The 14,381-nt window shown below is 39.9% G+C and carries 13 protein-coding genes; 9 read left to right on the forward strand and 4 right to left on the reverse strand.

The annotated features are described in order from the left end of the window. Positions 1-55: 55 nt before the first annotated feature. From ntrC to glnA, 3 genes are all read right to left on the reverse strand, one after another. Complete coding sequence (gene ntrC, locus FIT70_RS06155; RefSeq protein ID WP_139931199.1) at positions 56-1,444, reverse strand: nitrogen regulation protein NR(I); 1,389 nt, start codon at positions 1,442-1,444, stop codon at positions 56-58. Then, positions 1,441-2,568: a nitrogen regulation protein NR(II) gene (gene glnL / locus FIT70_RS06160; protein ID WP_420897681.1), complete on the reverse strand. Its 1,128-nt coding sequence runs from the start codon at positions 2,566-2,568 to the stop codon at positions 1,441-1,443. Before glnL ends, ntrC begins: the two co-directional genes overlap by 4 nt. A gap of 206 nt (positions 2,569-2,774) precedes the next feature. Beyond that, positions 2,775-4,184, reverse strand: a complete 1,410-nt coding sequence (gene glnA / locus FIT70_RS06165; protein ID WP_139877774.1) for a type I glutamate--ammonia ligase — start codon at positions 4,182-4,184, stop codon at positions 2,775-2,777. 269 nt (positions 4,185-4,453) lie between these two features. Between glnA and aroE the strand changes: the two genes are divergently transcribed. Both aroE and mtgA read left to right on the forward strand, forming a co-directional pair. Further along, the gene (gene aroE / locus FIT70_RS06170) at positions 4,454-5,287 is read left to right on the forward strand and encodes a shikimate dehydrogenase (protein WP_139931200.1); all 834 of its coding nucleotides are present in this window, start codon (positions 4,454-4,456) and stop codon (positions 5,285-5,287) included. Beyond that, positions 5,288-6,007: a monofunctional biosynthetic peptidoglycan transglycosylase gene (gene mtgA / locus FIT70_RS06175; protein ID WP_139931202.1), complete on the forward strand. Its 720-nt coding sequence runs from the start codon at positions 5,288-5,290 to the stop codon at positions 6,005-6,007. It begins immediately after the preceding gene. 1 nt (position 6,008) lies between these two features. Here the strand turns inward: mtgA and uvrA are convergent, their stop codons facing one another. Further along, the gene (gene uvrA / locus FIT70_RS06180) at positions 6,009-8,825 is read right to left on the reverse strand and encodes an excinuclease ABC subunit UvrA (RefSeq protein WP_139931204.1); all 2,817 of its coding nucleotides are present in this window, start codon (positions 8,823-8,825) and stop codon (positions 6,009-6,011) included. 75 nt (positions 8,826-8,900) lie between these two features. Here uvrA and FIT70_RS06185 point away from each other — a divergent pair, with 75 nt between their 5' ends. The 7 genes from FIT70_RS06185 to FIT70_RS06215 are packed head-to-tail and all read left to right on the forward strand — an operon-like array spanning position 8,901 to position 14,318. Beyond that, entirely contained in the window at positions 8,901-10,307 is a 1,407-nt protein-coding gene (locus FIT70_RS06185; protein ID WP_223257728.1) for an MFS transporter, read from the forward strand. Continuing rightward, positions 10,291-10,782 (forward strand): single-stranded DNA-binding protein, encoded by a 492-nt coding sequence (locus FIT70_RS06190; RefSeq protein ID WP_139931206.1) that lies wholly within the window; start codon positions 10,291-10,293, stop codon positions 10,780-10,782. Before FIT70_RS06185 ends, FIT70_RS06190 begins: the two co-directional genes overlap by 17 nt. A gap of 3 nt (positions 10,783-10,785) precedes the next feature. Next, entirely contained in the window at positions 10,786-11,040 is a 255-nt protein-coding gene (locus FIT70_RS06195; protein ID WP_139881915.1) for an FmdB family zinc ribbon protein, read from the forward strand. A gap of 11 nt (positions 11,041-11,051) precedes the next feature. Then, positions 11,052-11,663, forward strand: a complete 612-nt coding sequence (locus tag FIT70_RS06200) for a DUF502 domain-containing protein (RefSeq protein WP_139870692.1) — start codon at positions 11,052-11,054, stop codon at positions 11,661-11,663. Between the two features lie 23 nt (positions 11,664-11,686). Then, entirely contained in the window at positions 11,687-13,474 is a 1,788-nt protein-coding gene (aspS, locus tag FIT70_RS06205; RefSeq protein ID WP_139931208.1) for an aspartate--tRNA ligase, read from the forward strand. 12 nt (positions 13,475-13,486) lie between these two features. Further along, on the forward strand, positions 13,487-13,864 hold the full coding sequence (locus FIT70_RS06210; protein WP_139931210.1) for a VOC family protein: 378 nt from the start codon (positions 13,487-13,489) through the stop codon (positions 13,862-13,864). 34 nt (positions 13,865-13,898) lie between these two features. Then, on the forward strand, positions 13,899-14,318 hold the full coding sequence (locus FIT70_RS06215) for a secondary thiamine-phosphate synthase enzyme YjbQ (RefSeq protein ID WP_139931212.1): 420 nt from the start codon (positions 13,899-13,901) through the stop codon (positions 14,316-14,318). Positions 14,319-14,381 lie beyond the last annotated feature (63 nt).

Raw genomic sequence — 14,381 nt, forward strand, 5'->3', positions numbered from 1 at the left:
GCCGCTTTTTAAATTTTTGTCAGAACAAATATCAACGTTACTGACAGAAATAAAATTATTTTTCGATTTTTAATTCTTTAACTTTTCGGGTTAAAGTATTTCTCCCTAAGCCTAACATTTCAGCTGCCTCAATGCGTCTTCCTTTTGTAAACAAAAGTGCTTCTTCAATTAGGATCTTTTCGAAGGTTTGATTTAAGTGCGTCAGAATATCTTTCTGATCTTTGTTCAATGCTAATTGCACTTCTTGTTTAAGTGCATCTTTCCAATTAGCTGACACTTCTTTATACATATCATTATTTCTGAGTTCGGGTGGCAAATCTTTGATGTCAATATTTTGACCTGGGGCCATGACCGTTAACCAATGACAGACATTTTCAAGCTGACGCACGTTGCCACTCCAATGAAGGTGCGATAAATAACTTAAGGTATCTTCAGATAAAATTTTTGTTTCGACACCTAGTTGCTGTGCGCTTTGTTGTAAAAAGTGACGGGCTAAATCTGGAACGTCTTCTGCGCGCTCTCTTAAGGCAGGTAAACGTAAACGAATGACATTAAGTCTATGAAATAAATCTTCGCGGAAGAGTCCTGCTTTAACTCTTTCTTCCATATCTTGGTGAGTCGCTGCAATCACACGCACATTAACTTTAATTGGATTATGCCCACCGACACGATAAAACTGACCATCACTTAAAACACGTAAAAGTCTTGTTTGAAGATCAGCTGGCATATCACCAATCTCATCTAAAAAAAGTGTACCGCCATCTGCTTGTTCAAAACGACCTTTGCGCAAAGCTTGCGCTCCTGTAAATGCACCGCGCTCATGGCCAAAAAGTTCAGACTCTAATAAATCTTTTGGAATAGCGGCTGTATTAATCGCGATAAAAGGTTTATCTGCACGAGGGGAATGTTTATGAAGTGCACTTGCAACTAACTCTTTACCACTACCTGATTCACCATTAATAAGAACCGTAGCGTGAGAGCGGCTCAGTCGTCCGATCGCACGAAAAACTTCTTGCATCGATGGCGCATGTCCAATCATTTCGGTTGAGTTTTCAAATAAGACTTCTTGATTCGTTTGCTTTAAAGATTCATCAATCGCACGATGAATAATTTCAATCGCTTGATCGACATCAAAAGGTTTAGCTAAATATTCAAACGCTCCTCCTTGAAATGCGGCGACCGCACTTTCCAAATCAGAATAAGCTGTCATGATGATCACTGGTATATGTGCATATTTTTCTTTGATCACTTGAAGGAGTTCTAAGCCTGAGCCTTGCGGCATTCTAATATCACTCACAATCACTTGCGGCTCTTCATCTTTGATGGCACCAAGTGCCTCTTTAATCGAACTAAATGTTTTAAAATTTAAGTCAGTTCGTGCGAGTGCTTTTTCAAATACCCATCGAATGGATTTGTCATCGTCGATAATCCAAATTGCTTTCATAGTGAAGATCCTTGTGATTCTTGATTGTGAATAGAAATGTCTTTTACATCTAAATCTTTTATCGGTAATAAAATTGTGAATGTTGTTTGTCCTGGCTCACTCTTACACTCAATCATCCCCTGGTGCTGACTGACATAAGTTTGCGCTAGTGATAGTCCGAGTCCTGAGCCCCCTTCGCGGCCGGAGACGAGCGGATAAAATATTTTGTCGCGAATACCTGCAGGGATGCCAGGTCCGTTATCAATAATGTCGAGTTTAATACCGACACGGTATCGTTTTTTAGCAAGCATGATTTGACGTTCAGCTCTCGTTTTAAAAATGATTAACCCTTGTTGTTGTTTTTCATGCATCGCTTGAACGGCATTCCGCGCAATATTAAGCACTGCCTGAATTAATTTTTCTCGGTCTCCAACAATGTCAGGTAGACTCGTATCGTAATCACGCTGAATTTTTATTTCATCGGGCGATTCAGCTAGCAACAAACTTCGCACGCGCTCCAAAACCTCATGAATATTTGTCGGTTCATATTTAGGCTTTTGATGAGGAACAAGCAGTCGATCCATAAGCGACTGCAAACGATCCGCTTCTTTAATAATGACTTGTGTATATTCTTTTAGTGAAACGTCAGGGAGTTCATGCTCTAGAAGTTGAGCGGCTCCTCTTAAGCCACCCAATGGATTTCTAATTTCATGCGCTAAATTACGAATCAATTCTGAGTTCGCTTGTTGTTGAATCAACATGCGTTCTTCTTTTGCAATTCTTAATTGTTGATCCATTTGTTGGAACTCAAGAATGTATCTGATCGACCCAGTTTGAATAGGTGTAATGGTGCATGTCACAGAATAAGACTGATGCTTTAAGGTGGTAATCAAAAACTCATGTTCACGATAAGGTGTGTCACTATTTAAAGCTTGGCTGATGGCTAATTTTAAAATATCAGAATGAGGAAATGCCTCGTCCAGTGCCATCTTGTAAATATGTTTAGCACTGAGTCCAAATAAAATCTCGGCCGATGGGTTCATATACAAAATATGACCCTCAATATCACATAGCAATACCGCACTTGCTAAGTGTTCAATCCCCTTAAGCTCTGGGGTTAAGGATGGCATAGTGGTTTTTTTCATGAATTTTCCATTTTCATTTATATAACAAGCAAAACTCGAGCCAACTTTGACAGATGGTCTTAAGGCCTATTTACGAGGATGCATGAGTATATTGTAAGGAATATTAAGAGGTAATGCACTAAAATAGTGCATATATGGATTTAGCCCAAAATGAAGGCACAAAAAAAGACGGCTATCAAAGCCGTCTTTTTAATTGTTTCAATGAATTAGCAGCTGTAATACATGCCGAATTCAATTGGATGCGGTGTCATGCGCATCTTAGTAACTTCTTCCATCTTAAGATCGATATAACTATTGATCCAGTCATCGGTAAATACACCACCGCGTGTTAAGAACTCGCGATCTTTATCTAAATACTCAAGCGCTTGTTCAAGAGATGAACATACTGTCGGTACTTGCGCATCTTCTTCAGGTGTTAAATGGTACAAGTCTTTTGTAGCGGGCTCACCTGGGTGAATCTTATTTTGAATACCATCTAGACCTGCCATCATCAATGCGCTGAATGCAAGATATGGATTCGCTATTGGATCAGGGAATCGCGCTTCGATACGACGCGCTTTGTCACCTTCCACGAATGGAATACGAATGGATGCTGAACGATTCTTCGCAGAGTACGCTAATTTCACTGGGGCCTCAAAGCCTGGTACTAAACGTTTATATGAGTTCGTACCTGGATTAGTAATCGCATTGAGTGCACGCGCATGTTTAATCACGCCACCAATATAGAACAATGCGAGCTCACTTAAACCTGCGTAGCCTGAGCCCGCAAATAAGTTTTTACCATCTTTCCAAATCGATTGATGTACATGCATACCTGAGCCGTTATCACCTACGATAGGTTTTGGCATGAATGTCGCTGTTTTGCCATAGTTATGTGCAGTGTTTAACACCACGTATTTAAGAAGTTGTGTCCAATCGGCACGCTGTGTGAGTGTGCTAAATTTAGTACCAATTTCACATTGGCCTGCGGTTGCGACTTCATGGTGATGCACTTCAACGGGAACGCCCATCGCTTCTAATGTGATCGACATTGCTGAACGCACATCTTGAAGTGAGTCCACGGGTGGTACTGGGAAGTAACCGCCTTTCACGCCTGGACGGTGGCCAGTATTGCCGCCTTCATGCTGAGTGGCTGAGTCCCATGCACCTTCTTCTGAATTAATTTTAACGTGACATCCGTCCATACCTTGAGACCAAGTGATGGAATCAAAAATAAAGAATTCGGGCTCTGGGCCAAAGTAAGCTGTGTCACCTATACCTGTTGATTTTAAATAAGCTTCTGCACGACGCGCTAAGCTTCGTGGACAACGCTCATAACCTTTACCGTCTGTTGGATCTACGACATCGCATGTCAGGATAAGCGTTGGCTCTTCCATAAATGGATCGATATTTGCCGTATCTGGATCTGGCATGAGCAACATGTCAGAGGCCTGAATACCCTTCCAACCTGAAATCGATGAACCATCGAATGCGTGACCTTGTTTAAATTTATCTTCATCAAAAGCTGAGACAGGCACGCTGACGTGCTGTTCTTTGCCTCTCGTATCCGTGAATCTAAAGTCCACGAATTTAACGTTGTTATCTTTAATCTTTTTCATTACATCAGCGATTGCCATTTCATTCTCCTAAAAGCTTCAATTGTGATTCAAACTGTTGTTCATTAATACATTTCAACATATTAATAGTAAGCATAAATTGTGCCAATCGAATAATGTCATAAGCCCATGGTATTACTGGAGATTTAAAAGAGAAATGTTAAAAATTGCACCAAAAAAATGCATATATGAGTTTTATGCACTTATAAAGTGCATAAATGAGTTTGATGGCAGTTTTTTAAAAAACACTTATACTCAAAACCTTAATTAAATCGATGTGATAGCGCTCTATGACTGATCTTAAAAAACATTTTGCCGTGATTGGTAATCCAATTCATCACAGCCTATCTCCTCAAATTCATGCAGCGTTTGCTAAAGAAACTGGGCTAGATATTGATTACGAAGCTGTTCTGTCGCCTCTCGATCAGTTTAAAAATACAATGCATCAGCTCATCCAACAAAAATTCACTGGGGCAAATGTCACGTTGCCTTTTAAAAAAGAAGCCTACCAATTAGCAACCACACATTCCAGTCACGCGAGAATCGCTGAAGCGGTCAACACGCTCGAATTTAAGGAAGATGAAATCATTGGCCACAATACTGACGGCATAGGATTAGTAAGAGATCTCGAAAAAAATCTCAATACTCAGTTAAAACATAAGAAAATTTTACTCATTGGCGCGGGTGGTGCGGCAGAAGGTGTGATTTACTCCCTCTTAGAAAAAACACCATCTGAATTAACGCTTACCAATCGTACGATTGAAAAATCAAACGTGATTCAAAATAAAATGGATGTGCATGCAAAAAGTTTTGATGTGAATTTAAACGTCACTGAAACTCTAAAATGTCCGCATCAATATTTTGATGTCATTATCAATGCAACCTCAGCAAGCTTAAGCAATGCTGAGCTTCATATGGATCCAAAAGTTTTTCATGAAGGCTGTTTAGCCTACGACATGATGTATGGCAAAGAAACATCCTATATTAGAAAAGCTATATCACAAGGGTCTAAAACATCAGATGGTCTAGGTATGTTGGTTGAACAAGCGGCAGAAGCTTTTTTTATTTGGCATCACATTCAACCCACAACAAAATCTGTCATTGAATCTTTAAGATCACATTAATTGCCGCAAAGATTAAAAAATTTATTTTGGAACCATCGCTCTTTTAAAGGAAAGATTGCATCCGTCTTATTTCTTTTGTTTTTTTTCTATCAGCTTTGGATTTTACTTCACATTATTTTGTGGACGGTTATTAATCCAGGTGAAAGTGCTTTCATGGAAACAAGACTCGAACACCTTCAAAAGAAAGATGAAAAAGCAACCCTTCGTCATCAATGGGTGAATTACAACCAAATCTCGATCAACATTAAACAAGCTGTGATTGCAGCCGAGGATGCCAAGTTTATTGACCATGAAGGTTTTGATTGGGAGGGTATTGAAAAAGCTTACGAAAAAAATAAGCAACGTAAAAAAATTGTAGCGGGAGGTTCCACTATCAGTCAGCAACTTGCTAAAAACTTATTCTTATCCAATCAAAGAACGCCTTGGCGAAAAGCAGAAGAAACAATTATCACGCTCATGCTTGAAACGATTTTAAGTAAGCAAAGAATCTTAGAAATTTATTTGAATGTGATTGAGTGGGGGAGTAATGTCTATGGAATTGAAGCCGCATCCCTTCGTTATTTTTCGTCTCATGCAAGAGATTTGAATAGTTTTCAGTCGGCTAAGTTAGCTTCTATGATTCCCAATCCTAAATATTATGAGCGTCATCAAGATGCTTCAGGATTGATTGAGCGAAGCGGGATCATCTTATCGCGAATGAATGCGATTCAAGTGCCGTAATTTATTTTAAGTAAGGCTTTAGATATTTACCCGTGTAACTCTTCTTGTTATTAGTAACTTCTTCAGGTGTGCCTTCCGCAATAATTTCACCACCACCATCCCCACCTTCAGGGCCTAAATCGATCACCCAGTCTGCGGTTTTAATCACATCTAAATTATGTTCAATGATGACAATAGTATTCCCTGCATCACGAAGCTTATGAATCACATCAAGTAATAATTGAATATCGGCAAAATGAAGTCCAGTGGTGGGCTCATCTAAGATATACAGTGTGCGGCCCGTATCACGTTTTGAAAGTTCTAAAGCCAATTTAACGCGCTGTGCTTCACCGCCTGAGAGTGTCGTCGCATTTTGACCGAGAGTGATATAACCTAAACCGACTTCAATGAGGGTACGTAATTTTTTTTCAACTGCAGGAATCGCATTAAAAAATTGATGGGCTTGTTCAACCGTCATCGATAAAACTTCATGGATGTTTTTACCTTTAAATTGAATCTCTAAAGTTTCACGGTTATAACGCTTCCCTTGGCAAATATCACAAGGAACATAGACGTCTGGTAAGAAATGCATTTCCACTTTGATCACCCCATCCCCCTCACAGGCTTCGCATCGACCACCCTTGACGTTAAATGAGAAACGACCGGGGCCGTAACCTCGGTTTCGGCTTTCATTCAATTGTGCAAAAAGTTCTCGCGTAGGGGTAAAGAGCCCTGTGTAGGTCGCAGGATTCGATCTAGGTGTTCTTCCAATCGGACTTTGATCAACATCAACAACCTTATCAAAAAAATCTAATCCTTTAATCGATGCATGCTCAGCAGGCTCAGTATGGCTGCCATATAAATGATGTGCGACGGCACGATAAAGCGTGTCATTGATGAGAGAAGACTTGCCACTACCTGACACACCTGTAACACAAGTGAGGAGCCCAATCGGTAATTTAAGATGCACATTTTTTAAATTATTTCCCTTGGCACCTTTTAACTCTAACCATTTCAAAGTGCGTGGCAATAGGCGTTTATTTTTATATTTGATTTCTTTACGACCACTAATATATTGACCTGTCAGTGACTTAGGATGTTTGGCAATCATCCTAGGTGTGCCTTCAGCCACGATATAACCCCCATGTTCACCTGCACCCGGACCAATGTCGACGACATGATCAGCGCTCATAATCGCATCTTGATCGTGCTCAACGACGATCACAGTATTACCTAAATCGCGCAATCTCTTTAAAGTTTCAAGTAAGCGGTCGTTATCACGTTGATGAAGCCCAATGGATGGCTCGTCTAACACATACATCACGCCCGTTAAACCACTTCCAATTTGTGAAGCTAGACGAATACGTTGTGCCTCACCCCCTGACAAGGTTTCGGCTGATCGAGAAAGCGATAAATAATCTAAACCGACATTCACTAAAAACTTTAAGCGACTGGTAATTTCATAAATGATTTTTTCAGCGATGGTTTTTTTAGCCCCTTTAAGTTTCAGCGACTCAAAAAAATGCACCGTTTCTTTTAAAGGGGTATTGCATATTTCGTGAATATTTTTTTTACCCACTTTGACATGTCTTGCTTCAATACGTAAACGTGAACCCTCACATGAAGGACAGGTTTGCATATTCAAATATTTTGCGAGTTCATCACGCACGGTCCCTGAATCGGTTTCGTGATAACGACGTTTTAAATTATTTAAGATACCTTCAAAGCTATGCATCTTTTTGTTAATTTGACCGCGCTCATTGAGATAAGAAAAACTAATCTGCTCACTCCCGCTGCCATTCAAAATGATGTCTTGAATTTTTTCTGCCAACTCTTCAAAGACTGTTTCTAAATCAAATTGGTAATGCTCACTTAAGGATTGAAGGAGTTGGAAATAAAATTGATTGCGCTTATCCCAGCCTTTAATAGCCCCTGATGCAAGAGACAAATGTGGAAAAGCTACCACGCGTTTGGGATCAAAGAAATTAATATTACCAAGCCCGTCACACTCAGGACAAGCTCCCATCGGATTATTAAATGAGAAAATACGCGGCTCTAATTCTTCTAAAGAGTAATCGCATAAAGGACATGCAAATTTTGCAGAGAATAGATGCGATTTATTGGTATCCATTTCAATCGCAATCATTTTGCCATCAGCAAGCCTTAATGCAGTTTCAGTCGACTCTGTGATGCGCTGTTTAATTTCTGGGTTAATTTTAATGCGATCAACGACTACATCCACCTGATGCTTTTTAGTTTTGGTGAGTTTTGGTAGAGCATCAATTTCATAAATCTCACCATCAATACGTAAACGAATAAATCCTTGTGCTTTTAAATCTTCAAATAAATCTTGTTGCTCGCCCTTTCGACTATTGACGATGGGGGCTAACAACATAATTTTTGTATCATTGGGCAGAGCCAATAATGTATCCACCATTTCGGATACCGTTTGTGATTCTAGAGTATGTGCGTGCGTCGGACATTCAGGCTCACCCGCTCTGGCATAAAGAAGTCTTAAGTAATCATGAATTTCAGTGACCGTACCTACAGTGGAGCGAGGGTTATGTGAAGTCGATTTTTGTTCGATGGAAATGGCAGGGGATAAACCTTCGATTAAATCCACATCTGGTTTATTCATGCGCTCTAAGAATTGACGTGCATAAGCCGATAAAGACTCCACGTATCTACGCTGTCCTTCAGCATATAGCGTATCAAAAGCCAAGGATGATTTGCCGGAACCGGATAGGCCTGTAATCACAATCAATTTATTGCGTGGTAAATCGAGTGAAATATTTTTTAAATTATGGGTTCTAGCCCCGCGAATCTTAATCGTATCCATGCAACTTAAGCTTTTTAAAGGTAACCTGCTAATATACGAAATTATTCGAAAATAAGAAATATCTAATTCAAGTTTATGAAGATAGAACAAGGTATGACCCCGCTCGAAATTCGATCCAGCTTAAGTTTGGCATCGATCTACGGCTTAAGAATGTTAGGCATGTTTTTAATCCTGCCTATTTTTGCTATTTACGCGGAAGGTTTGCCCGGAAGCCCCTCGGCTTTTCAGGTAGGTCTTGCCCTAGGGGCTTATGGTTTAACCCAAGCTCTCTTTCAATTGCCCTTCGGTATGCTGTCTGACCGTTATGGACGCAAAAACATTATCTATATTGGCCTACTTTTATTCGCTTTAGGCTCTTTTGTTTCAGGTTACTCAGACGATATCAATATCATTATTTTAGGCCGTGCGATTCAAGGGGCAGGAGCTATTTCAGCAGCAATTACAGCGCTTGTAGCAGATTTAACAAGGGATGAACATCGCACCAAAGCGATGGCCATGATTGGAGCCACGATTGGTATTACTTTTGCCTTGTCTTTAATGGGCGCTCCAGTATTAAATCGCCTCATAGGTGTGCCTGGTATTTTTATGCTGACAGGTTTTTTATCATTGTCAGCTATTTTAGTCGTGCGTTTTGTGGTCCCCACCCCTTTAAATATAAACACCTCTAAAACATTAAAAGGACCTGCCCCTTCCTTTAAATCCATTCTAAAAAATAAAGAACTCTCGCGTTTAAATTTTGGGATCTTTGCACTTCATGCGGCACAAATGGCCATGTTTATTGTGGTGCCCATAGCACTCGCCACTTCAGGTGGTATGGATGTCAATCAGCACTGGAAAGTTTATCTCCCTGTACTTCTAAGCTCTTTCGTCTTTATGATTCCTATCATTATCCTGAGCGAAAAATTTAATAGAGCGAAGCTTGTATTTATTAGCTCTATTTTTCTGATGCTCATTGCCCAACTGATGTTTGGCATTTTAATTAATGTTTTTTGGGGTCTAGTAGCATCCCTTTTTGTCTACTTCGTAGCTTTCAATGTTTTAGAGGCAAGTCTTCCCAGTTTGATCAGCAAAATTGCCCCGCCAAGCGCTAAAGGGACGGCGATTGGGGTGTATAATACCTGTCAGTCATTAGGTGTCTTTTTTGGTGGTTTATTAGGTGGTTTTTTAGCGGATGCTGGTGGTAGTTTTTCAGTATTTTCGTTTTGTGCCATTTTGATGACGTTGTGGGTAGTTTTTGCGTTATCGATGAAAGCACCACCCGCAATTAAAACCTTAATGTTTATGATTCAAAATAAATCATTACTCAAAAGCCCTAAACAATTAGCAACAGTGCAACAACAATTAAAAAAAATAAAAGGTGTGCGTGATGTCATGATCTTGCTTGAAGAGGGCAAGGTGATGCTCAAAGTCAACAAGCACGAAACGATTCACGAAGCATCAATTATTCGGTTACTAGGAGGAAAACATGGCGTCAGTGAATAAAGTGATTTTAATGGGTAATTTAGGAAAAGATCCTGAAGTGCGATTTATGCCTAATGGAGACGCGGTGTGCAATTTTAGTATTGCAACGACAGACAACTGGAAAGATAAGAACGGTGAAAAGCAAGAGCGTACCGAATGGCATAACATTGTCATGTATCGAAAATTAGCCGAGATCGCAGGCGAATATTTAAAAAAAGGTCGTCCTGTATTTATTGAAGGCAGACTCCAAACCCGCAAATGGCAAACAAAAGAAGGCCAAGATCGCTACACGACTGAAATTGTCGCAGAGAGCATGCAAATGTTAGGCGGTCGAGATAGCAGTGGAGGCTCATCAACCGGTTCGTCAAGCGCACCAAGTCAAACTGCATCGCAAGGTAATGATGAGTTTAACCAAGCTCCACAAAGAACAAGTGGTGCTCCGCAGGCAGCCGCTGCGACAAACTTTGATGATTTTGAAGACGACATTCCTTTTTAACGCATGCCTATTTTTGATTTCACATGTGAAGCTTGCGGATGTTCGAAAGAGTTACTGCGAAAAATTTCAGATCCAATTTTGATGGCATGTCCTGAGTGCCATAAAGAGACTTTTAAAAAACAAGTCTCGGCACCAAGCTTTCAACTGACGGGTTCTGGATGGTATGTCACAGATTTTAAAAATAAAGCAAAAGAGGGTTCAGCAAAGGCTGATATAAAAACTGAAACCAAAAAAGATGCGGCTGCATCTTCAACTTAAATAATTAAATTATGTTTAAACGATATTTTTTCACAGGCTTACTTGTTCTAGTACCCTTAGCGATTACGATATGGGTCATTACTTCTCTTATCCATTTTCTAGACCAAACACTCATTTGGTTACCTTACGATTACCAACCAAAAAATCTTTTTGGTTTCGATATTCCAGGTATAGGGGTGCTCCTAACCGTTGCCGTCATTCTTGGCATTGGACTTCTAGCTTCTAATTTATTTGGTCGTCAGTTCTTAAAGCTATGGGAATTATTGTTATCAAGACTTCCATTTGTGAATTCTATTTACTCAAGTATCAAACAAGTATCCGATACTTTATTCTCAGAGTCAGGTCGGGCTTTTAATAAAGCAGTGCTCATTCACTATCCTATTCGAGATACCCAGACCATTGCATTTTTGACAGGGGAGCCCAGTCCAGATATTGCAAAACATTTAAAGGGTAAGTATGTCAGTGTCTATGTGCCTACGACACCCAATCCCACATCAGGATTTTTCCTGATGGTCGCTAAAAAAGATATTGTGGAACTTGATATCAGCGTCGATCAGGCATTGAAGTATGTGATCTCCATGGGCGTCGTTCCCCCTAAGCAAAAAAAACAAAAAATTAATTAACAATTATCTAAGAGACTTTAAGAATGATGCGAACGCATTACTGTGGTGATTTAAATAAAACACATATTGGAGAGACTGTCACTTTATGTGGCTGGGCTCATCGTCGACGTGACCATGGTGGCGTCATCTTTATTGATCTAAGAGATCGTGAAGGGATTGCACAAATTGTGATCGATCCTGACACCAAAGAAACATTTTCTATAGCCGAATCGATTCGTAACGAATTCGTTTTAAAGGTCGTATGCAAAGTAAGGGCTCGCCCAGAGGGAACAGTCAATTTAAACATTCCCACAGGTGAAGTCGAAATGTTGGCGTCCGTCATTGAAATTTTAAATCCTTCGTTAACACCCCCATTTATGCTCGATGACGATTCTATTTCAGAAATGATTCGTCTTGAATATCGCTTTATGGATCTTCGTCGTCCGATGATGCAAAATAATTTACGTCTTCGCTATCGTGTGGCAAAAGTCTTACGTGATTTTTTAGATGAAAATGGATTTATGGAGATTGAAACACCGATGCTTACTCGTAGCACCCCTGAAGGTGCTCGTGATTATTTAGTACCTTCTCGCGTTCATGCAGGTGAATTTTTTGCACTCCCTCAATCGCCTCAATTATTTAAACAGCTTCTTATGGTGTCAGGCTTTGATCGTTACTTTCAGATCACCAAATGTTTCCGCGATGAGGACTTAAGAGCAGATCGTCAACCAGAATTCACGCAAGTTGATATTGAAACTTCATTCATGAATGAAGAAGACATCATGACCATGGTCGAAAAAATGATTCGAGAGATGTATAAAAAAGTGGCATCGATTGATTTGCCATCACAATTTCAACGCATGACTTACCAAGAAGCAATACATAAATATGGCTCAGATAAACCAGATATGCGTGTGACTTTAGAAATTACTGAGTTGACCGATGTGATGAAAGATGTCGACTTTAAAGTCTTTTCAGGTGCAGCGACTATGAAAGGTGGCCGTGTCGCAGCATTAAGAGTGCCCAATGGTTCCGCGATTACGCGTTCTGAAATTGATGCTTATACCGAGTTTGTCAAAATCTATGGCGCTAAAGGTTTGGCGTATATCAAGATCAATGATGTTAATGAATTGAATGAAACAGGCCTTCAAAGCCCTATTGTTAAAAATATTCATGTGAATGCTTTGAAAGCTATCATTGAAAAAACAGGGGCCACAAATGGCGACATTATTTTCTTTGGTGCTGATAAAGAAAAAATTGTGAATGAAGCTTTAGGTGCATTGCGTCTTAAAGTTGGTCACGAAAAAAATCATGTCGACGGAAGAGCATGGGCACCTTTATGGGTGGTTGATTTCCCGATGTTTGAACACGATGAAGAAACAGATCGATGGGTCGCCATTCATCATCCCTTTACAGCCCCTAAAGAAGGTCATGAGGATTTGTTAGTAACCGACCCAGGCAAGTGTTTATCTAAAGCTTATGACATGGTCATCAATGGATGGGAAGTCGGCGGCGGCTCCATTCGTATTCATGAAGAAAAAATTCAATCCAAAGTTTTTGATGCATTAAAAATTTCAAAAGAAGAAGCAAAAGAAAAATTTGGCTTCCTGCTTGATGCGCTTCAATATGGCGCCCCACCTCATGGAGGCCTAGCATTTGGGCTTGATCGATTGGTAACTTTACTCGCAGGTGCTGAATCGATTCGCGATGTGATTGCATTCCCAAAAACACAACGTGCACAATGCTTACTCACAAAAGCACCTAATGTGGTTGATGAAAAACAATTGCGTGAGCTTCATATTCGCCTTCGTACATCACAACCTACAACTTAAAAAAATAGATTTATGATTTTATCTATCAATCATATTCAGCTTGTTGCAGAAAAAGATTTAGTGATTCAATTAAGAGATTTTTATTGTGATGTCGTGGGTTTAACTGAAGGCTTTAGGCCAGCATTTGAACGCTTTGGTTTTTGGTTGTATATCGAGGATAAGGATGTATTACATCTTATTACGCCTAAAGAAGGTGACGGGCGCTCCCCGCAAAAATCATCTTTTGATCACATTGCATTTAAAACTGCTAACTATCAAGATGTTTTAAAAAAGCTTAAATCACTCAATATTCTTTTTGAGGAAAAGCCCATCCCCGGCATGTCAGCTCATCAAATTTTTTTGCGCGACCCTACAGGAAACCGCGTCGAGCTTAATTTTGATGGCGATTAAGATTTATTAAATTTTTTGCAAGGATATTTTTTATATGAAAAGCTACCGAAAAGAACTCTGGTTTAATGCCCCAGCTAGAATGCATTTCACTAACATCACGCCTGATATCAGAGATTGCTTAACCGAAAGCGGCATTAAAGAAGGTCTCGTTTTAGTTAACGCCATGCATATTACTGCCAGTGTTTTTATTAATGATGACGAATCAGGCCTTCATCATGACTATAAAGAGTGGCTCGAGGCCTTGGCGCCCCATGAACCCGTGAGTAACTATCGCCATAATGATACAGGGGAAGATAATGCCGATGCGCACATCAAACGACAAATCATGGGTCGAGAGGTTGTCGTTGCTGTCACGGGAGGAAAGCTTGACTTTGGTCCATGGGAACAAATTTTTTACGGCGAATTTGATGGAAGACGCAAAAAAAGAGTGCTAGTGAAGATTATTGGCGAATAAGAACTAAATGATAAAAATAAAAAAGCACCCCGAGGGGTGCTTTTTTTTACAACTATAAAACTA

The sequence above is a fragment of the Candidatus Methylopumilus universalis genome, assembly GCF_006364435.1.
GTDB classification, from domain to species: Bacteria; Pseudomonadota; Gammaproteobacteria; order Burkholderiales; family Methylophilaceae; genus Methylopumilus; species Methylopumilus universalis.

Excerpts from the sequence above, each read along its gene's own strand:
- aspS (WP_139931208.1), top strand. The coding sequence starts at position 11,687 with ATGATGCGAACGCATTACTGTGGTGATTTAAATAAAACACATATTGGA.
- FIT70_RS06210 (WP_139931210.1), top strand. The coding sequence starts at position 13,487 with ATGATTTTATCTATCAATCATATTCAGCTTGTTGCAGAAAAAGATTTA.
- uvrA (WP_139931204.1), bottom strand. The coding sequence starts at position 8,825 with ATGGATACGATTAAGATTCGCGGGGCTAGAACCCATAATTTAAAAAAT.
- aroE (WP_139931200.1), top strand. The coding sequence starts at position 4,454 with ATGACTGATCTTAAAAAACATTTTGCCGTGATTGGTAATCCAATTCAT.
- glnA (WP_139877774.1), bottom strand. The coding sequence starts at position 4,184 with ATGGCAATCGCTGATGTAATGAAAAAGATTAAAGATAACAACGTTAAA.
- FIT70_RS06200 (WP_139870692.1), top strand. The coding sequence starts at position 11,052 with ATGTTTAAACGATATTTTTTCACAGGCTTACTTGTTCTAGTACCCTTA.
- FIT70_RS06190 (WP_139931206.1), top strand. The coding sequence starts at position 10,291 with ATGGCGTCAGTGAATAAAGTGATTTTAATGGGTAATTTAGGAAAAGAT.
- ntrC (WP_139931199.1), bottom strand. The coding sequence starts at position 1,444 with ATGAAAGCAATTTGGATTATCGACGATGACAAATCCATTCGATGGGTA.
- FIT70_RS06185 (WP_223257728.1), top strand. The coding sequence starts at position 8,901 with ATGAAGATAGAACAAGGTATGACCCCGCTCGAAATTCGATCCAGCTTA.
- glnL (WP_420897681.1), bottom strand. The coding sequence starts at position 2,568 with ATGAAAAAAACCACTATGCCATCCTTAACCCCAGAGCTTAAGGGGATT.
- FIT70_RS06215 (WP_139931212.1), top strand. The coding sequence starts at position 13,899 with ATGAAAAGCTACCGAAAAGAACTCTGGTTTAATGCCCCAGCTAGAATG.
- FIT70_RS06195 (WP_139881915.1), top strand. The coding sequence starts at position 10,786 with ATGCCTATTTTTGATTTCACATGTGAAGCTTGCGGATGTTCGAAAGAG.